This is a genomic window from Vibrio sp. 704 (assembly GCF_033339295.1).
Genome location: NZ_JAWOUH010000013.1, coordinates 80,609 through 95,534 on the forward strand (window position 1 = coordinate 80,609; position 14,926 = coordinate 95,534).

14 protein-coding genes are annotated in these 14,926 nt (G+C 44.2%); 2 read left to right on the forward strand and 12 right to left on the reverse strand.

What is annotated here, in order from left to right; translation table 11 throughout:
• Positions 1 to 190: 190 nt before the first annotated feature.
• On the reverse strand, positions 191 to 1,762 hold the full coding sequence (locus tag R7R24_RS16955) for a BCCT family transporter (RefSeq protein WP_005376879.1): 1,572 nt from the start codon (positions 1,760 to 1,762) through the stop codon (positions 191 to 193).
• Between the two features lie 387 nt (positions 1,763 to 2,149).
• On the opposite strand from R7R24_RS16955, the gene R7R24_RS16960 reads away from it, so the two are divergent.
• Positions 2,150 to 2,626, forward strand: coding sequence for a MarR family winged helix-turn-helix transcriptional regulator (locus R7R24_RS16960; RefSeq protein WP_005376877.1), 477 nt, complete (start codon positions 2,150 to 2,152; stop codon positions 2,624 to 2,626).
• Between the two features lie 40 nt (positions 2,627 to 2,666).
• Here the strand turns inward: R7R24_RS16960 and R7R24_RS16965 are convergent, their stop codons facing one another.
• From R7R24_RS16965 to R7R24_RS16990, 6 genes are all read right to left on the reverse strand, one after another.
• Positions 2,667 to 3,305, reverse strand: a complete 639-nt coding sequence (locus tag R7R24_RS16965) for a response regulator (RefSeq protein WP_017636110.1) — start codon at positions 3,303 to 3,305, stop codon at positions 2,667 to 2,669.
• Positions 3,298 to 4,653, reverse strand: a complete 1,356-nt coding sequence (locus R7R24_RS16970; RefSeq protein WP_005376873.1) for a cache domain-containing protein — start codon at positions 4,651 to 4,653, stop codon at positions 3,298 to 3,300. The genes R7R24_RS16965 and R7R24_RS16970 overlap by 8 nt, the downstream gene beginning before the upstream one ends.
• Positions 4,654 to 4,804: 151 nt before the next feature.
• Positions 4,805 to 6,091, reverse strand: coding sequence for a TRAP transporter large permease (locus tag R7R24_RS16975; RefSeq protein ID WP_005376871.1), 1,287 nt, complete (start codon positions 6,089 to 6,091; stop codon positions 4,805 to 4,807).
• A gap of 12 nt (positions 6,092 to 6,103) precedes the next feature.
• Entirely contained in the window at positions 6,104 to 6,643 is a 540-nt protein-coding gene (locus tag R7R24_RS16980; protein ID WP_053306570.1) for a TRAP transporter small permease subunit, read from the reverse strand.
• Between the two features lie 115 nt (positions 6,644 to 6,758).
• Positions 6,759 to 7,850: a TRAP transporter substrate-binding protein gene (locus R7R24_RS16985; RefSeq protein ID WP_158156641.1), complete on the reverse strand. Its 1,092-nt coding sequence runs from the start codon at positions 7,848 to 7,850 to the stop codon at positions 6,759 to 6,761.
• Between the two features lie 414 nt (positions 7,851 to 8,264).
• Entirely contained in the window at positions 8,265 to 8,669 is a 405-nt protein-coding gene (locus R7R24_RS16990) for a hypothetical protein (RefSeq protein ID WP_005376863.1), read from the reverse strand.
• 273 nt (positions 8,670 to 8,942) lie between these two features.
• Between R7R24_RS16990 and R7R24_RS16995 the strand changes: the two genes are divergently transcribed.
• The gene (locus R7R24_RS16995; protein WP_005376857.1) at positions 8,943 to 9,608 is read left to right on the forward strand and encodes a DUF2982 domain-containing protein; all 666 of its coding nucleotides are present in this window, start codon (positions 8,943 to 8,945) and stop codon (positions 9,606 to 9,608) included.
• An 18-nt stretch (positions 9,609 to 9,626) separates the two neighbouring features.
• Here R7R24_RS16995 and R7R24_RS17000 read toward each other — a convergent pair whose 3' ends face one another.
• From R7R24_RS17000 to R7R24_RS17020, 5 genes are all read right to left on the reverse strand, one after another.
• Positions 9,627 to 10,283, reverse strand: coding sequence for an MBL fold metallo-hydrolase (locus R7R24_RS17000; protein WP_005376855.1), 657 nt, complete (start codon positions 10,281 to 10,283; stop codon positions 9,627 to 9,629).
• Positions 10,284 to 10,412: 129 nt separating this feature from the next.
• Complete coding sequence (locus R7R24_RS17005; protein WP_031778936.1) at positions 10,413 to 10,961, reverse strand: DUF882 domain-containing protein; 549 nt, start codon at positions 10,959 to 10,961, stop codon at positions 10,413 to 10,415.
• A 166-nt stretch (positions 10,962 to 11,127) separates the two neighbouring features.
• The gene (locus R7R24_RS17010; RefSeq protein ID WP_005376852.1) at positions 11,128 to 12,669 is read right to left on the reverse strand and encodes a L,D-transpeptidase family protein; all 1,542 of its coding nucleotides are present in this window, start codon (positions 12,667 to 12,669) and stop codon (positions 11,128 to 11,130) included.
• 153 nt (positions 12,670 to 12,822) lie between these two features.
• Positions 12,823 to 13,905, reverse strand: coding sequence for a DUF1513 domain-containing protein (locus R7R24_RS17015; protein WP_191115985.1), 1,083 nt, complete (start codon positions 13,903 to 13,905; stop codon positions 12,823 to 12,825).
• Positions 13,886 to 14,923, reverse strand: a complete 1,038-nt coding sequence (locus R7R24_RS17020) for an imelysin family protein (RefSeq protein WP_064368585.1) — start codon at positions 14,921 to 14,923, stop codon at positions 13,886 to 13,888. Before R7R24_RS17020 ends, R7R24_RS17015 begins: the two co-directional genes overlap by 20 nt.
• Between the last annotated feature and the right edge of the window lie 3 nt (positions 14,924 to 14,926).

Here is a 14,926-nt window from a genome sequence, read left to right on the forward strand (position 1 = left end):
AATATTACACACTTTTTTACGACTATTCACTAATTTTTAAAAAACAAAATAGCACATTAACTCTTTGTAAAATATGAACTTTCATGTGTCATTTTTTTGTCTCAAGCGTCATAAAAACCGCACAAAAAAAGCCAGCAAATTGCTGGCCTTTTGATTAATTGTTAGTCAGACGGTTTTATAAAATGCCGAATTACTGACGCTCAGTTCGCATACCCATCAATAAGCTCACACACATTGCAAGCAGAATGAAGGTAAATGGCAGTGCTGTAGAAATGGCACCGGCCTGAAGAGCTTGAACAGCCTCGGAGCCACCAATCCATAGCAGAGCAACCGCAATTGCACCTTCCATGAATGCCCAGAAGACACGTTGAAGTACAGGTGCATCGACTTTACCACCTGCCGTGATACTGTCGATAACAAGTGAACCAGAGTCAGAAGACGTAATGAAGAACACAAGTACCAGCACAACAGCGATGATAGAAAGCATGCTACCAAATGGAAGAACATCAAACATTTGGAACATAGCAAGTGATACGTCAGTCAAGCCATTTGTGCCCAGCTCACCTACTTTATCAACAACTTGCTCGATCGCAAGGCCACCAAATACAGACATCCAAACAACGGTAACCGCAGTTGGAACCAGCAGAACTGCTGTGATGAACTCGCGAACGGTACGGCCACGAGAAACACGCGCGATGAACATGCCTACGAATGGCGACCATGAAATCCACCAAGCCCAGTAGAACACTGTCCAGCCTTGGAACCAAGCTTCGTCCGTACGACCAAACGGGTTACTTAGTGGGATGATATTCTCTACATATGCCATAAGTGTGGTTGGAATCGAACCTAGGCTCGCCGCCCAACCGATAAGACCAACAAGGAGAAGTAGCAAGAACGCCACAACCATGTTGATGTTACTAATGACTTTAACACCACCATCGATGCCGCGTACGACTGAAACAACAGCAAGTAAAGTCACCACGGTAATAACGACGATTTGCAGACCTAGGCCTGGCTCAACACCAAATACGTGATGAATACCACTTGCTGCTTGCTGCGCACCTAGACCTAGGGATGTAGCAAGACCAAATAAAGTCGCAAGCACAGCCAGAATGTCCACAATGTGGCCAGCCCAACCCCATGCACGATCACCCAGAAGTGGGTAGAAGATCGAACGCATAGATAGCGGTAAACCTTTGTTGTAGGCAAAGAATGCTAAAGAAAGTGCTACAACACCGTAAATTGCCCATGGGTGAAGGCCCCAGTGGAACATCGTTGCACCCAGTGCCAATCTCGCGGCTTCTGGTGTATTTGCCTCAACACCAAGTGGCGTTTCATACCAACCGGTGAAGTAAGCGACAGGTTCTGCAACACTCCAGAACATTAAACCGATACCCATACCAGCTGCAAATAGCATTGCAAGCCATGACATAAACGAGTAATCGGCAACAGCGTCTTTACCACCTAGTCGGATCTTACCCATTGGTGAGACGATAAGCGCCAAACAGAAAATAACGAAAATGTTACCTGCAATAATGAACAACCAATCGAATGAACCAATAATTTTCCACTTCAGCCCATCAAGTGCCGTCTTTGCGGTATGTGCATCTAGAACTAATGCAGCGACAAGAAACAGCGCAATTAAACCTGCACTAATACCAAAAACTGGGTTATGAACATCAAAACCCCATTTTTGAACGTTGTCCTGACCTACCGTATAGTCGGTACTATCGATACTGTACTTATCTATACCCTTTGTCATCGTTCCTCTCTATTTTTGTAGTGTTTTTACGTACCAAACAAAAAAATCTTTCGAACACGATACGTTTTGCATTCCGTGAAGGCGCAAGATCCTATCATTTGACACGTTTTTGTCTATCTTTTTGCTATTAAAAAATCCAATAACTTACTTTTCACTGTGTGGTTACGGCCTTTGATAGAACAAATCACTACCACAATAGTTAGACCACAAACATTTATTGCTATAATAATTTTAGCTCTTCTTATTTTGTCGAAAAGGCGCGACAAAATGGTATTGAGGACACGGCGTAAAATTGTAGAGGTAATTTTTGATTTCCCCCCTTTAAATAAGGGCGCATTTAAGTTAGTGTCGCCTCGATAAATGTTCCCTACAGACTGGATGAATAAATTGGAAAAGTACGAAGAAGTATTGGTCTCGATTCGTCAGATCATCCGCGCTATTGATTTACATTCTAAAAAGCTGAGCAAAGAGTCTGGATTGACTGCTCCACAGTTGATTTTGATGCGCGCTATCAATGACTTAGATAACGTGACGATTAAACAGTTGTCTAGCCACACTAACATGAGCCAAGCGACCGCAACGACCATTCTAGATAGACTAGAACGAGGCCAGTTTGTTGAGCGTCAGCGCAGTGTTCAAGACAAGCGTAAAGTGCATGCTGTACTTACGAGCAAGGGCCAAGAAGCCTTAAAACAAGCACCAACGCCGCTGCAAGAGCACTTCATTAATCGATTCCAAAAATTGGAAGAATGGGAGCAATCCCTTCTACTATCTTCCGTTCAACGCATCTCGACGATGATGAATGCAGAGGACATCGATGTTGCTCCAATGCTAGAGCTTGGTAGCATTACCAAAGCCGATTAGTTTCGCTCCCACGTGCTCGCTTTTTGCGGGCACTACTCTCCTACTCAGTCAACCCAGTTTCAAACGCATATTTTGCTAACTCTGCCGTCGAATGTAAGTCTAACTTGTGCTTAATGTTATGGCGATGCGTCTCTACCGTTCGATAACTAATATTGAGTAAAGTGGCGATTTTCTTGCTGCTGTTTCCTTGAGCAACTAATTTAAGTACCGCTTCTTCCCTGCGGCTGAGAGGATTCGTTTTTTGCGTGGCAGGCACCACTTCTTGGGTAAAGAGTGTTTGTGTGACGGATTCACAGAAATACGTCGAGCCTTGGTTCACCGTTTTTATTGCTTGCACCATTTTCTCGGCCGAGATTTCCTTGAGCATATATCCTACGGCACCAGCTTGCATGACCTTCATGATGTATTCGCGATTATCGTGCATGGTCAACATAAGTATTTTGCTCTCTGGGCGCGCTTCTTTAATTACACCAGTCGCTTCAATACCGTTCATTATTGGCATGCTGATATCCATCAATATGACGTCCGGTTGCAAGTGTTTTGCGACCTCTATCGCTTCCAAGCCATTACTTGCTGTACCCACCACTTCGATGTCAGACTCTAACTCCAAACGAGCCATGAAGCCATCCAATACCACTTGATGATCATCGACAATCACTACACTAATCGGTTTATCCATAAACTATTTCATCCAAATTAAGCAGCACAGTAATCTCTGTTCCCAAGCCAAGCTCACTCATTAGCTCAAATTCACCACCGATGAACTCTACACGCTCTTGCATGTTCCTTAACCCAATCCCTTGTTGGTGCACTGCATGGTTAACCACAAATCCAACCCCATCGTCACGTATGAGTAATTGCAGCATATTGCCCATTTTTTGCAAAGTAACCGTTACTTTTTTCGCTCGCGCATGTTTTTCAATGTTATTCAAAGACTCCTGAGCGACGCGATATAGCGTCGTTGCGACTTCCGAAGTCAGTTTGTGCTGCTGAGTATCGAAATTGCTCTCGATATCAATCCCGGAATGGGAATGAAAATCCTGTAGCAAGGTCGTCAGTGCTGCTTCTAAACCGATATCATCGAGGGCGCTTGGACGGAGCTGATGAGAAATATGCCGCACCTCATTTATCGCGGTGACGAGCGATCGTTGTGATTTATCTAAGTGGGATTTGAGTTTTTCGTCTTCCAGTCTATGACTCATTAAGTCTAAATGACATTTACTGGAGACTAACAACTGATTGATTCCATCATGCAGTTCTCGCGCTAAATGCTTTTTCTCATCTTCTTGGAACATCACGGTTTTATGTGCCAATTCTTTCAGGTTCTTATCAGCGAGGCGATGCTCGTGCAGATTGATCGCCAAAGTGAGAACAATGATTACAGCAACGGTCACCGCTAAGATCACGACGACTGAGAAAAATGTCGTTTCGATATTTTTGTTCACTGCCGCGCGCATATTGGCGACTTCTCGGCTTACATCCTCAATATACAGCCCAGTACCTATCATCCATTCCCACTTATCGAGCCATGCAGCGTAACTAAGCTTAGGGACGACTTCACCCGTAGATGGCTTTTGCCACAGGTACTGATGAAATCCACCACCGGATTGCGCTTGATACAATAAAGCTTCGATTAAGCGATCGCCATTTTCGTCTTCAAGATAGAGTAAGTTTTCCCCGACAAGCTCCGGAAGAACTGGGTGTACAAGGTTGGTACCATATTTATCATAAGCAAAAAAATAGCCGTCCGACCCATAACTCAAACGATTTAAAATCGCTTTCACACGCGTTTTGGCAACACTCTCTTCTAAAGTCGGATCGTTGTAGATGTAAGAAATGGAGTCAAAAGCGACGTCGACCGTATCTTTCAGCGCCGCTTCTTTTGATTGGATCAGGTTTTGATGAAAGATCTCCACCTCCCTTTTGCCAAGGGTCTTGGTTTGATAGATAGAGATCCAGCTGATACTCGCTGACACCAATACCACGGGTATCAGTGTCAGCAGAATTAACTTTGCTTTGAGAGGCATCCCTTCCCTCCATGAAACGCTGCCTTTACAGCTTACTATCTTAGCAGTACAAACGTATCGATTGTGTCTGCATAGACATAATTAACAGCTTAACAACTTGTCTCAAAAGGTAAAAACTCTCAGTTCACAAAATCTCTTTATTATCGAGTGATTAACTCATACCGTAAAAACCTGGGAAAAACAGCAAAGACGCCAACACAACAATCTGAATCGCGATAAATGGCATCACACCTTTGTAGATATCACGCGTAGTAACCCCTGCTGGAGCGACACCTTTTAGATAAAACAAACTAAAGCCAAATGGCGGTGTGAGGAACGACGTCTGCAAGTTCATCGCAATAAGAATCGCAAACCACGTCATATTAATGCCCATCAATTCAGCGACTGGCGCAATAATTGGCACGATGATAAAACAGATTTCAACGAAGTCGATAAAGAAACCTAAAATCAGAATCACCACCATGGTAATAATAAGGAATCCCCACTTTTCACCCGGCAGTTCTAACATCCACTCTTCAACTAAATAATCACCACCGGTGTAGGTAAATGCCATTGAGAAGGCGGTCGCACCAAGTAAGATCGCAAAGACCATTGCGGTTACCTTAACTGTCTCTTTTGATGCATCATAAATCATCGACCAACTAAACTGTTTATACAATAGCGATAAAATTATCGCACCTGCACCGCCCAGTGCCGCTGACTCTGTTGGTGTTGCAATCCCTGCAAAGATGGAGCCCAATACCACGATGATCAATGCTAAAGGTGGCAATACAGCTTTCAGTGCGGTGAGCACTTCTTGTTTACGACTGATCGACTCATCACGCTCTATCGCCTGTGCGGCTTGAGGGTTCAACTTCGCGTAGATGAGAATGTAGATCACATAGGCGCCAACAAGTGTAATACCGGGCCAGATCGCAGCTTGAAATAGGTCCCCTACCGGTACGCCAAGTACATCACCCAACAAGATCAACACGATAGAAGGTGGGATAATTTGGCCCAACGTGCCAGACGCACAAATAGTCCCACACGCTAAACCTTTGTCGTAATTGTACTTGAGCATCACAGGAAGAGATATTAAGCCCATCGCAACAACTGATGCGCCTACCACACCCGTTGAAGCGGCAAGCAATGCGCCAACTAACACGGTAGAAATAGCGATACCACCGCGAACGCCACCGAACAAACGCCCCATTGATTCTAGTAGCTGTTCAGCAAGCTTCGTTTTCTGTAGCACTAGCCCCATAAAAACGAACAGCGGTACGGCCATTAGCACCGTATTTTCCATAATGGACTGAATTCGATATGGCATAAAAGCAAACATCTCGATGCCTTCAGCCCAAACACCAAAAATCAGCGCGATACCACCAAAAGTAAAGGCAACGGGAAATCCCAATAGAAGCGCAAAGAGCGCAACAAAAAACATCACTATACCGATCATAATGACTTCCTTTTACGACTTACCGTTATTACCGGCATAGATGAGATGAGGGTTGACAATTTTGTTGATTGAATGAAGTAACAATCCAATACCACTCACCGCCATAAAGAAAAATGACAGCGGAATCATCGCTTTGATAATCCAACGATATGGTAAGCCACCTGGGTCACCAGACGTCTCGCCTAACGCGTAACTTTCCTTAGCGAAATCAACACCAAACCAAGCTACCAGTAGGCAAAAAGGGAATAAGAAAAATAGTGTGCCTATGATGTCGATGATGGATTGTGCTTTGTAAGATAAGCGTTCATAAAAAATGTCGACGCGAACATGGCCACCGGACTTAATTGCGTAAGGCACACCAAGCAAGAACACGGCAGAGAATAGATGCCATTCCATTTCTTGGAATGCGATAGACACATCATTAAACACGTAACGCATGACAACGTCGTACACAACGTTTGCTAACAACAAAATAAACAGGATGCTGGATAACCATCCGAGAAAATCGCTAAAGCGGTTAAATAATCGCTCAATATAAATAAGACTTCTCATTCCGAACTCCGTGGAACGTTTAGATGCGCTCCGCTATGGTGCGGAGCATTCATTATGAAGTTTTCTTGGGCTTCGATAGCAGGCTAAACCTCTCGGCATCGCCTGCTTCATAACGTTATTGTTGAGCTTGACTGTTTAAGTACGCTCGGTGCGAAATATCTGACCATGGTCGAACTTGATTCATATAGTTCGCTTGCGACTCTTGAATCTCTTTCGCCAAAGCATCTTTTTCTGCATGTTCTTTCAACAAACGATCGTTTGCTTCTCGCAACGCAGTTACTACTTCAGGTGGGAAATCTTTTACTTCAACATTTGGGTATTCAGACTTAATAGATGCCCAGTTTTTGCCGCTTTCGTGTTTCGATTGCGTGTACATATCGTAAGCGGCCGTTTTCATGGCTACTTGCAAAATCGCTTTTAGATCATCAGGTAGACGATTCCAGGTACGCTTGTTAACGAGGAACTGAAGCTCAGTCGCTGGCTCATGCCAACCTGTGTAGTAGTAAGGCGCGATTTTGTGGAAGCCCATACGTAGATCCAGCGATGGACCAACCCATTCCAAGGCATCAATTGTGCGACGCTCTAGAGAAGTATATAGCTCACCAGGGGCGATATTCGTTGGCTTGGCACCTAACTCAGCCAAAATCTCACCAGCAAACCCTGGGATACGCATTTTCAAACCCTGTAAGTCCTCGACGGACTTGATCTCTTTTTGGAACCACCCGCCCATCTGAGTATCGGTATTACCGCCAGGGAAAGACATCAAGTTATGTGGAGAGTACACTTTTTCCATCAGCTCCATACCACCGCCGTAGTAAAACCATGCATACTGCTCAGTTGGCAACATACCGAAGGGCATAGAAGTGAAGTAAAGTGTGTTTGGAACCTTACCCTTCCAGTAATAAGACGCTGAGTGACCCATGTCATACTGACCCGACTTAACCATATCAAACACCCCAAAAGGCGCTTTATGCTTGTTTGCGGAATCAATGCGGATTTGCAAACGTCCGTTAGACATCTCTTCCGCCATTTTGGCCATGTTTTTTGTGGTATCACCAAAAATTGGGAAATTAGGCCCCCAAGTTTCAGCAAGCTTTAAACGATAGACTTTTTCAGCAGCGTTTACAGAAGTCGCTGCGAGTGCCATCGCGGCAGCGACAGCGGTTGTTTTGAGCACTCGTTTTAAAGATTTTTGGATTAGACTCATCGTTCACGTCCTTTATCACCAAGGTTATTGTTGTCATCCATTTCATTAGGATTGGCTGTATTCGGTATAAAAGATGTAACAATGTTGTCTAATGCGAAATGGGCATGAACACGGAAGCGAGTAATTCATCAATAAGGCATTAGCCTAAGGTATTACGTACAAGTACGTAGGAAAACCGTCATGACAAAAGACTAATAATAGCAAAATCAATAAATTATATTTTTATCTATGAATAAAAATAAAAGACAATACTTACGTATTTTTCTGCCAAAAAATTTACATAGTATTTAAGAAAATGTGACAAACCACTTATTGGTAGTGTTAAAGTCAGTACTTAATGCATTATTTCCAATACCAAGATAAAAAAATACCTCGGCATCGGCCGAGGTATTCAATCTAGAACGGTAGCGGTAATTAAACTGCTTTGTAGATAACTTTATTACCTGCTAACTGCTCTTTTTGAACTAGGTTTTCTTCAAGAAGCTTCTTTAGTGCGCCAGTAGCCCATGATGCCGCTTTAGTATCTTCTTGACCTGCAGCTAGACCGATGCCTTTAGGGTTAATACCTTCAGCATTCGCCATAACGATGTCTAATACTTGTTGTTGCTTAGGAGTAAGGGCAACATCAACTGTTTTCACTGCAGCTACTTTTTTATCAGCTACTACTTTCTCCGCAACAGCTTTTTCAGCAACAGAAGGTGCTACTGCTTTTTCCGCAACAGGCTTCACTGCTTTAGGTGCTGCAGCTAAGTTTGCTACTGTCGCTTTAATGCGTTTTTGCAGTTTCATCTGCACTTTACGCTTATGAGCAAGTCTCATTGAATATTTCTCCAGTTCACTGCATCTCAGCAGGGATGAAAATTTGAAGCGCGTTTTATACCAAAATTCACAAGCAATTTGTAGGTTTTAGCGGCGAAACGCGATGAAAAATGCGCTCAAAGCATAGAACGTCTACTATTTAATCAGATATTTTATGAACGGATTTATTGAATACTGGGTATAAAAACAGAGGTTTGTTTTATTTTAAATGCAAATCAATGCACATAAAGCTACCCACTTATTTTTGGACAAGTATTCGATGAGGTTATAAGCATGGAAACGCTGCACCTAACAAATTCACATTTCAAACCCGACTCCCCTATCAACAGAATACTTTTGTTGCTTGTTGCACTCATCACTTTGTTTTTGGTTGCCATTTCTCCGGGATGGAAGCAAGCCATGTTGTCGGTCATTTTGATGTCTGCAATCGTTGGTTTCGCCATCTTGATGATTAAGAAAAGCCAAGTCACTTTTACGCTGACAGCTTCTCACTTTCAGCAACACCTTTTTAAAGGAGGTTGGGTCGTCCGATGGCGAAATATTGAGTCAATCGGTATTTGTAGCTACCAACAGGAAGGGTGGCACCAACCGCTACCTTGGATCGGTATTCGTCTAAAACACTACTCGCCCTACTTAAATTCAATCTGCCCTCGTATAGCGACAGAAATTCTCCTCAGCCAGCGAGCACTGCTTTACTTAGGCGCGAAACAAAATCAGTGTGAAGATAAGTTTGAGGATATGGTGCTTGACCCTAAACCGTATATAAACAGAGATGGGATTGAGTACAAAGGTTTGTTAGCGATGCTCGCCAACCGGATGAAGTATCAGAGAGGTTTCTACGGCTACGATCTATTTATATCAGCAAGTGATCTAGATCGTGAGGCTGAGGATTTTGTGGGACTGACTCGGCGATACTTAGCTGCCGCCGAGCCAGAATAATGCTTAGTACACGCACTTTTAGTAAAGCGGCATCTCGTCAGCAACGAACGGGTTAGTTTTACGCTCATGACCGAAAGTCGATTGAGGGCCGTGACCAGGGACAAACGTGACATCATTGCCTAAAGGCCACAATTTCTCTTTGATAGAGCTAATCAACGTATTGAAATCACCTTGTGGGAAGTCAGTTCGACCAATGCTACCGTTAAACAAAACGTCACCCACAAACGCTAAACGCGCTTCTTCACTGTAAAGCACAACGTGACCAGGTGTATGACCAGGTGTGTGGAATACGTTCAGCACTTGATTACCGAAAGTGACAGTGTCACCCTCATTTAGCCATTGGTGCGGTTCAAACGCTTCTGTCAGCGGGAAACCAAACATTTGGCTCTGACCTTCCAAACCTTGCAACCAGAAGTTATCTGCCTTGTGAGGACCAACAATCTCTGTACCGCCAAGCAGTGCAGACAGCGGCTCCGTGCCACCTACGTGGTCCAAGTGGCCGTGTGTTAGCACTAGGTTTACCACGTCAACACCCAGCTCTTTGATAAGCATAGCGAGCTGCTTTTCATCGCCGCCTGGGTCAACCACAATACCTTTCATGGTTTCGTCACACCAGACAATAGAACAGTTTTGAGAGAAAGATGTTACTGGAACAACTTGGTATTTCAGAGCCATAGATAACCTATACCGAATAAATTTGCATGAAAACTGCCGCAACTATGACACTAAGGCCTAGCGACTTCAAGCTTTGAACTGTGGGTAATCGACGACGTTCTGAGACTAGAAACCTTGTCTCAACTAGCACTACCAGGAACGAACAGCTCCCGTATCGATATGAACAAAGTTACTACCTGGATAATAACCCACGCCACCGGCTTTTAGGCTTAATGCAGCATCACGAACCGTTGAAAGCTTCACGCCGTCTAAACGAAAATCAATGGCCTTTCCTTCCATGTGCATGCTCTTTTTCGCTACACGAGAAGACCCGTTGCGCAGCGAGGCGTTAGTGGCAGGAGAACGGTAACCTGAAATGACGATCACCTCTGCTTCTGTACCAATTAACTTTTGAATTTGACTTATTTGATCGAACAAGCGTCTATCCATGGGATGAACCTCATTTCGTCGATGGTCTCGACAAAACTCATTCAGCCTTTGAAGTTCATCATTAATGTATCGTTTTCCATCGAAATAGCATGTTTCGAGGATCTCTCCAGTATTAAGATTGTTCATCGCCAGCGCACGTGGCTCGTCAGGGAGTGAAGCCCAAGAAAATGATGGCAGGGCAGACGCCAACACCACACCACCAGCGGTCATTTTAAGGAAATCTCGGCGGGAAAAGTTACGACTTACCATTTCAAAATACAGTGCTCAACAACTAGACAAGTCGTGGACATTAACCAAACACATTTGTAACGTCAAATGCATAAAATGCTCCATCTTGATTTTCAGATGCAGTAATTATTGATTAATTATTGAACGAAAAGAGAATTCTTCGTTTTGTAAATTTTCCTTAAAGATTTCAACTGCGGTGATCGTACTTATAGATATCATCACGGTAGTAAAGCGTTCCCTCTTCCAACCATGCTGTTTGATAAATGATGTGTACTTGAATGCGCTCTCCCAAAGGAACTGACGTGTTAGACCGACGAGAACTTTCTCGCTTTTTCGCTAAACGTTCTTCCAACCCCTGAGTTTTGAACAGAAGTTCTGCTAACTGGTCTGCATGTTCGACACGGACACATCCTGAGCTGAATGCGCGTCTGTCCTGTTCAAACAAGTTCTTACTTGGCGTGTCATGCAAATAAATAGCTTGTGGGTTAGGCATATTGAACTTGTACAATCCCAGTGCATTTTGTAAGCCCGACGCCTGTCGCATACGATAAGGAAATGTTCTCGGATTCACCGTTGCCCAATTGATGGTTGTAGGGTCAATAATTTCGTTCGAAGTCCAAGACCGAATGATTTGAATGTTATGGTTAATCAAATACATCGGATTACGTTTTACTTTAGGAATAATGTCTTTAACCATGATAGTCCAAGGCACGTTCCAAGTTGGGTTGAGAATAACTGAATCCAGTGCTACCGACATGATGGGCGTTTTTCTTGATGCTCTCCCTACCACGACTTTAGACTCAAACAAGGGTTGACCGTCATGCCAATACGTGACTTCGTATCCAGGCACGTTAACAAAGACAACATTATCCCTTTCTTTCGACCAAATTCTTGAACGCTCAGAATTCAACGCCAGCAGATGCAATCTCTCTTGAGGAGAAAAGTTGATCCATCGAATGGTATTCGGGCCGATAACGCCATCTTCTTTCAAACCATGAATACGCTGGAACTCTTTTATCGCAAGCTCTAATTGTTCGTCATATTCTTCAGTGACTAAATCCAAGTAAGAAACATCTACGCCTACGATCTCCATTCGCTCAATCAATAGGGGTCTGTTTTCTAATATATCGCCAACACGTGCTAGCCCAGTTTGTTGATAGGCAGGATATTGGTACTGAGAATGTTCCGATAGCGAAGAATAGGCGGAGTAGAAAGCATCATCTGTTTGTAATGGAGACCGGAGACTTGCCAAAAACTGACCAAGTTTGCCAACCGTAATCTCATTACTCAGAACCGATAAAGTATCGATGCTAGGAGCGGGTAACGTAACATGGGCTTTGTCTGTAAATAGCCAATTAATCCCTTCTTCGGGGAGTTGCTCAAGATAACTAAGGTACATCAAGAGTGAGTCTGTCATCACTAAATCGAAGTCGAGATTATCTCCCTGCCACCTTACTTGGTTTATCCGGTGAAGTTGATTTTCGAATTCATCGGTGACATCCGCAAGTGCAACCAGGTTTACTTGAAAAAGAAACTGCTCAATATCACTTTCATTTTCCCAGTTCAAACGGTAATTGGTGCTTTGATACAGTTGATCAATCACCTCTGGATAATGGATCATTTTTTCTACAGACAGCTTTTGTACCGCTCCCTCTTGCTCGACTTGCGCTGAAGCTTCGAGAGAAACGACGGTGGAAAAGCTGCAAAACGGCACCAGAAGTGCCGTCATGATTAAAACCCTAGCAAACACTGAAATGATCCTTGCGCTACTTGCCATAATAAAAAGTATGGCAAATATCTCACAGCTTGCAGGTTTAAAATTAAGAATCTGATGCCGAAAACGACAACAAAACTCTCTATAAGTAATTACTCAATGATCTTTCTAGATAATTCTCGACCAATGGTTATCCCATTGCACACCGCTTGCGAAGGTACTTTTTGACTCTTCAGGCCTTTGCTCTACCACTTTTCCCGCCCCAGAGCTGACTCGGAACTCATCGCCATAGACCACAACACCAGAGGCGTCTGGTAACGCACTTAACTCGACCAATTTGCCCATAGATTTAGACCATATACCATAGCAACTGCCCGGAGGCGAAGTGGCTAAGATCCATTCATCGGTTGCTGCAATACTCGCAACGTAGTGATTGAAACGCGCCCACTCTTCAGGCTCAGCTTGAAGATCTTGCATTTCACCACCACGCGTGTGCATGGCGATCAAGGCTGGATACTCGTCCGGCTCACCACGATATTGCTGACCACAAAGCACGGTTTCCGCACCATCATGAGCTAAGTGGCGAATACTCAACTTATGATCCGGTAAAGACACTTGATCCAACAGCTCACCTTCTTGTGAAAGGTAACTCAGGCTGGGTCTCATGCTATCAAGATTGAGAGGTTCACGGCCGTTGGTGTGTACGCCACCGACGCCAATCGCTAATGCGCCATCAGGCATCATGATCACTTCATGAGGGCCAAGGCCAAAACCCGTTAACTCATCAATCTTTTGATATTGCTTCTGCACATCATAAACACCAATGATCCCGCGGCTTGTCCCCCTCTCCCCTTCTGTGGCAAATAGCAACGTGCCATCATGGGAGTAAACACCATGTCCATAAAAATGACGATTTGGCGTTGCTAGTTGCAGTTTGATCATCTGCTCTGAGCGATAATCAAACACCATGAAGAAAGTACCAGGTCGACGACCAAAAACTACGGCGTGGCCTTGTTGGTTTGTTGCCACACCGTGACCACGCTCAGGAATCGGCAATGAAGATAGCGGCATACCATGCTCATCCGCCACCACCGCTGCATATTTATCTCGGCCAATGATAGAGCAGCCGATCAACGCAGGCTCACGTGAGCTTGTTGAAGAACAACCAAATGGCATCATAGGTATAGCCGCCCCGAATAGAGCGGCTTTCAGCAAAGTTCGGCGGGTTTGATCAGTCACCATCGGTTGCATTAAATCCTATAACTACGCCAAGCTCGATCGCCACTTCTTCGTGAATCAGGTACTTCAATTGCTCTAGCTTATTGTATTGAGAGAGCACCATGCGATAGCCTTCTTTTGTTTGTAGTGCAGCAAACAAGCTCTTATCTTCTGGCCAAGTTTCTAACGCCATTTCAAACTGATGAACAACACGGTCTGCGAGATCTGCATGGCCTTGCTCTCTTAATAACGCATCTAAACCATTTCCGTTAGCAAAGTACAACGCTTCCATCCCTTGAAGGTTGGCTTTTAGGTTTGAAAGCGAAGTTTCTGAACGCCATGACTCTGAGAAATACGGGCGAGGCTTACCAATCTTCGCTAGCGGTCGGCTCAACTTCTTCATGCTGTATTCAAGCTGATTCGAGAGCAGTGAAATGTACTCAGACTCCCATTCCGTCATCTCTAGCGATTTCCAAGGGTTCTCTGCCCAAGAATCCGCGATGATCTGCGCTTTGTTATCGAGGTTTTCTGCAATCGCTACGCCTGTCACACAAGTATTGCTGTTGCTAGATAAGGTCGACGCTTTATCGTAAAGCAGCCATTCCAGAGCCCCTAAACCTTGCACGGTGACACTTTGGGTGGAGATATCTTCTGCACTCCAAGCTTGGTCAGATTTCGTCAATATAGACATTTTACGACCAGTAGTGTTCTTTTTATCTGGCCAAAACTGAACATTCCAGCTTTGCTCCAATGCCGTAGCAGGGCCACGTTCTTGACCTTGTAATGCCATCCACGCAAGCATAGTTTGATGCCACTGCTGTTTTACTTGTGCATCATCTTTCGACTCTGATGCGCAGTAATCCGCGAAGCGCTGTTCAAGTTCTGTGGTTTGCGCTAAAAACGTCTGAGCTGATTGAAACTCGACCTCGTACACGCTTTGAGAAATATGACTTGTACTCTCAGGCTTGGCAGAGCTCGAACCGATGGTCGATTGGCAACCAACCAAACTTAACGTTGCGGCAATCGCACTCACTAATAGTGTTTTTTTCATGGT

Excerpts from the sequence above, each read along its gene's own strand:
- R7R24_RS16955 (WP_005376879.1), bottom strand. The coding sequence starts at position 1,762 with ATGACAAAGGGTATAGATAAGTACAGTATCGATAGTACCGACTATACG.
- R7R24_RS16965 (WP_017636110.1), bottom strand. The coding sequence starts at position 3,305 with ATGGATAAACCGATTAGTGTAGTGATTGTCGATGATCATCAAGTGGTA.
- R7R24_RS16970 (WP_005376873.1), bottom strand. The coding sequence starts at position 4,653 with ATGCCTCTCAAAGCAAAGTTAATTCTGCTGACACTGATACCCGTGGTA.
- R7R24_RS16975 (WP_005376871.1), bottom strand. The coding sequence starts at position 6,091 with ATGATCGGTATAGTGATGTTTTTTGTTGCGCTCTTTGCGCTTCTATTG.
- R7R24_RS16980 (WP_053306570.1), bottom strand. The coding sequence starts at position 6,643 with ATGAGAAGTCTTATTTATATTGAGCGATTATTTAACCGCTTTAGCGAT.
- R7R24_RS16985 (WP_158156641.1), bottom strand. The coding sequence starts at position 7,850 with ATGAGTCTAATCCAAAAATCTTTAAAACGAGTGCTCAAAACAACCGCT.
- R7R24_RS16990 (WP_005376863.1), bottom strand. The coding sequence starts at position 8,669 with ATGAGACTTGCTCATAAGCGTAAAGTGCAGATGAAACTGCAAAAACGC.
- R7R24_RS16995 (WP_005376857.1), top strand. The coding sequence starts at position 8,943 with ATGGAAACGCTGCACCTAACAAATTCACATTTCAAACCCGACTCCCCT.
- R7R24_RS17000 (WP_005376855.1), bottom strand. The coding sequence starts at position 10,283 with ATGGCTCTGAAATACCAAGTTGTTCCAGTAACATCTTTCTCTCAAAAC.
- R7R24_RS17005 (WP_031778936.1), bottom strand. The coding sequence starts at position 10,961 with ATGGTAAGTCGTAACTTTTCCCGCCGAGATTTCCTTAAAATGACCGCT.
- R7R24_RS17010 (WP_005376852.1), bottom strand. The coding sequence starts at position 12,669 with ATGACGGCACTTCTGGTGCCGTTTTGCAGCTTTTCCACCGTCGTTTCT.
- R7R24_RS17015 (WP_191115985.1), bottom strand. The coding sequence starts at position 13,905 with ATGCAACCGATGGTGACTGATCAAACCCGCCGAACTTTGCTGAAAGCC.
- R7R24_RS17020 (WP_064368585.1), bottom strand. The coding sequence starts at position 14,923 with ATGAAAAAAACACTATTAGTGAGTGCGATTGCCGCAACGTTAAGTTTG.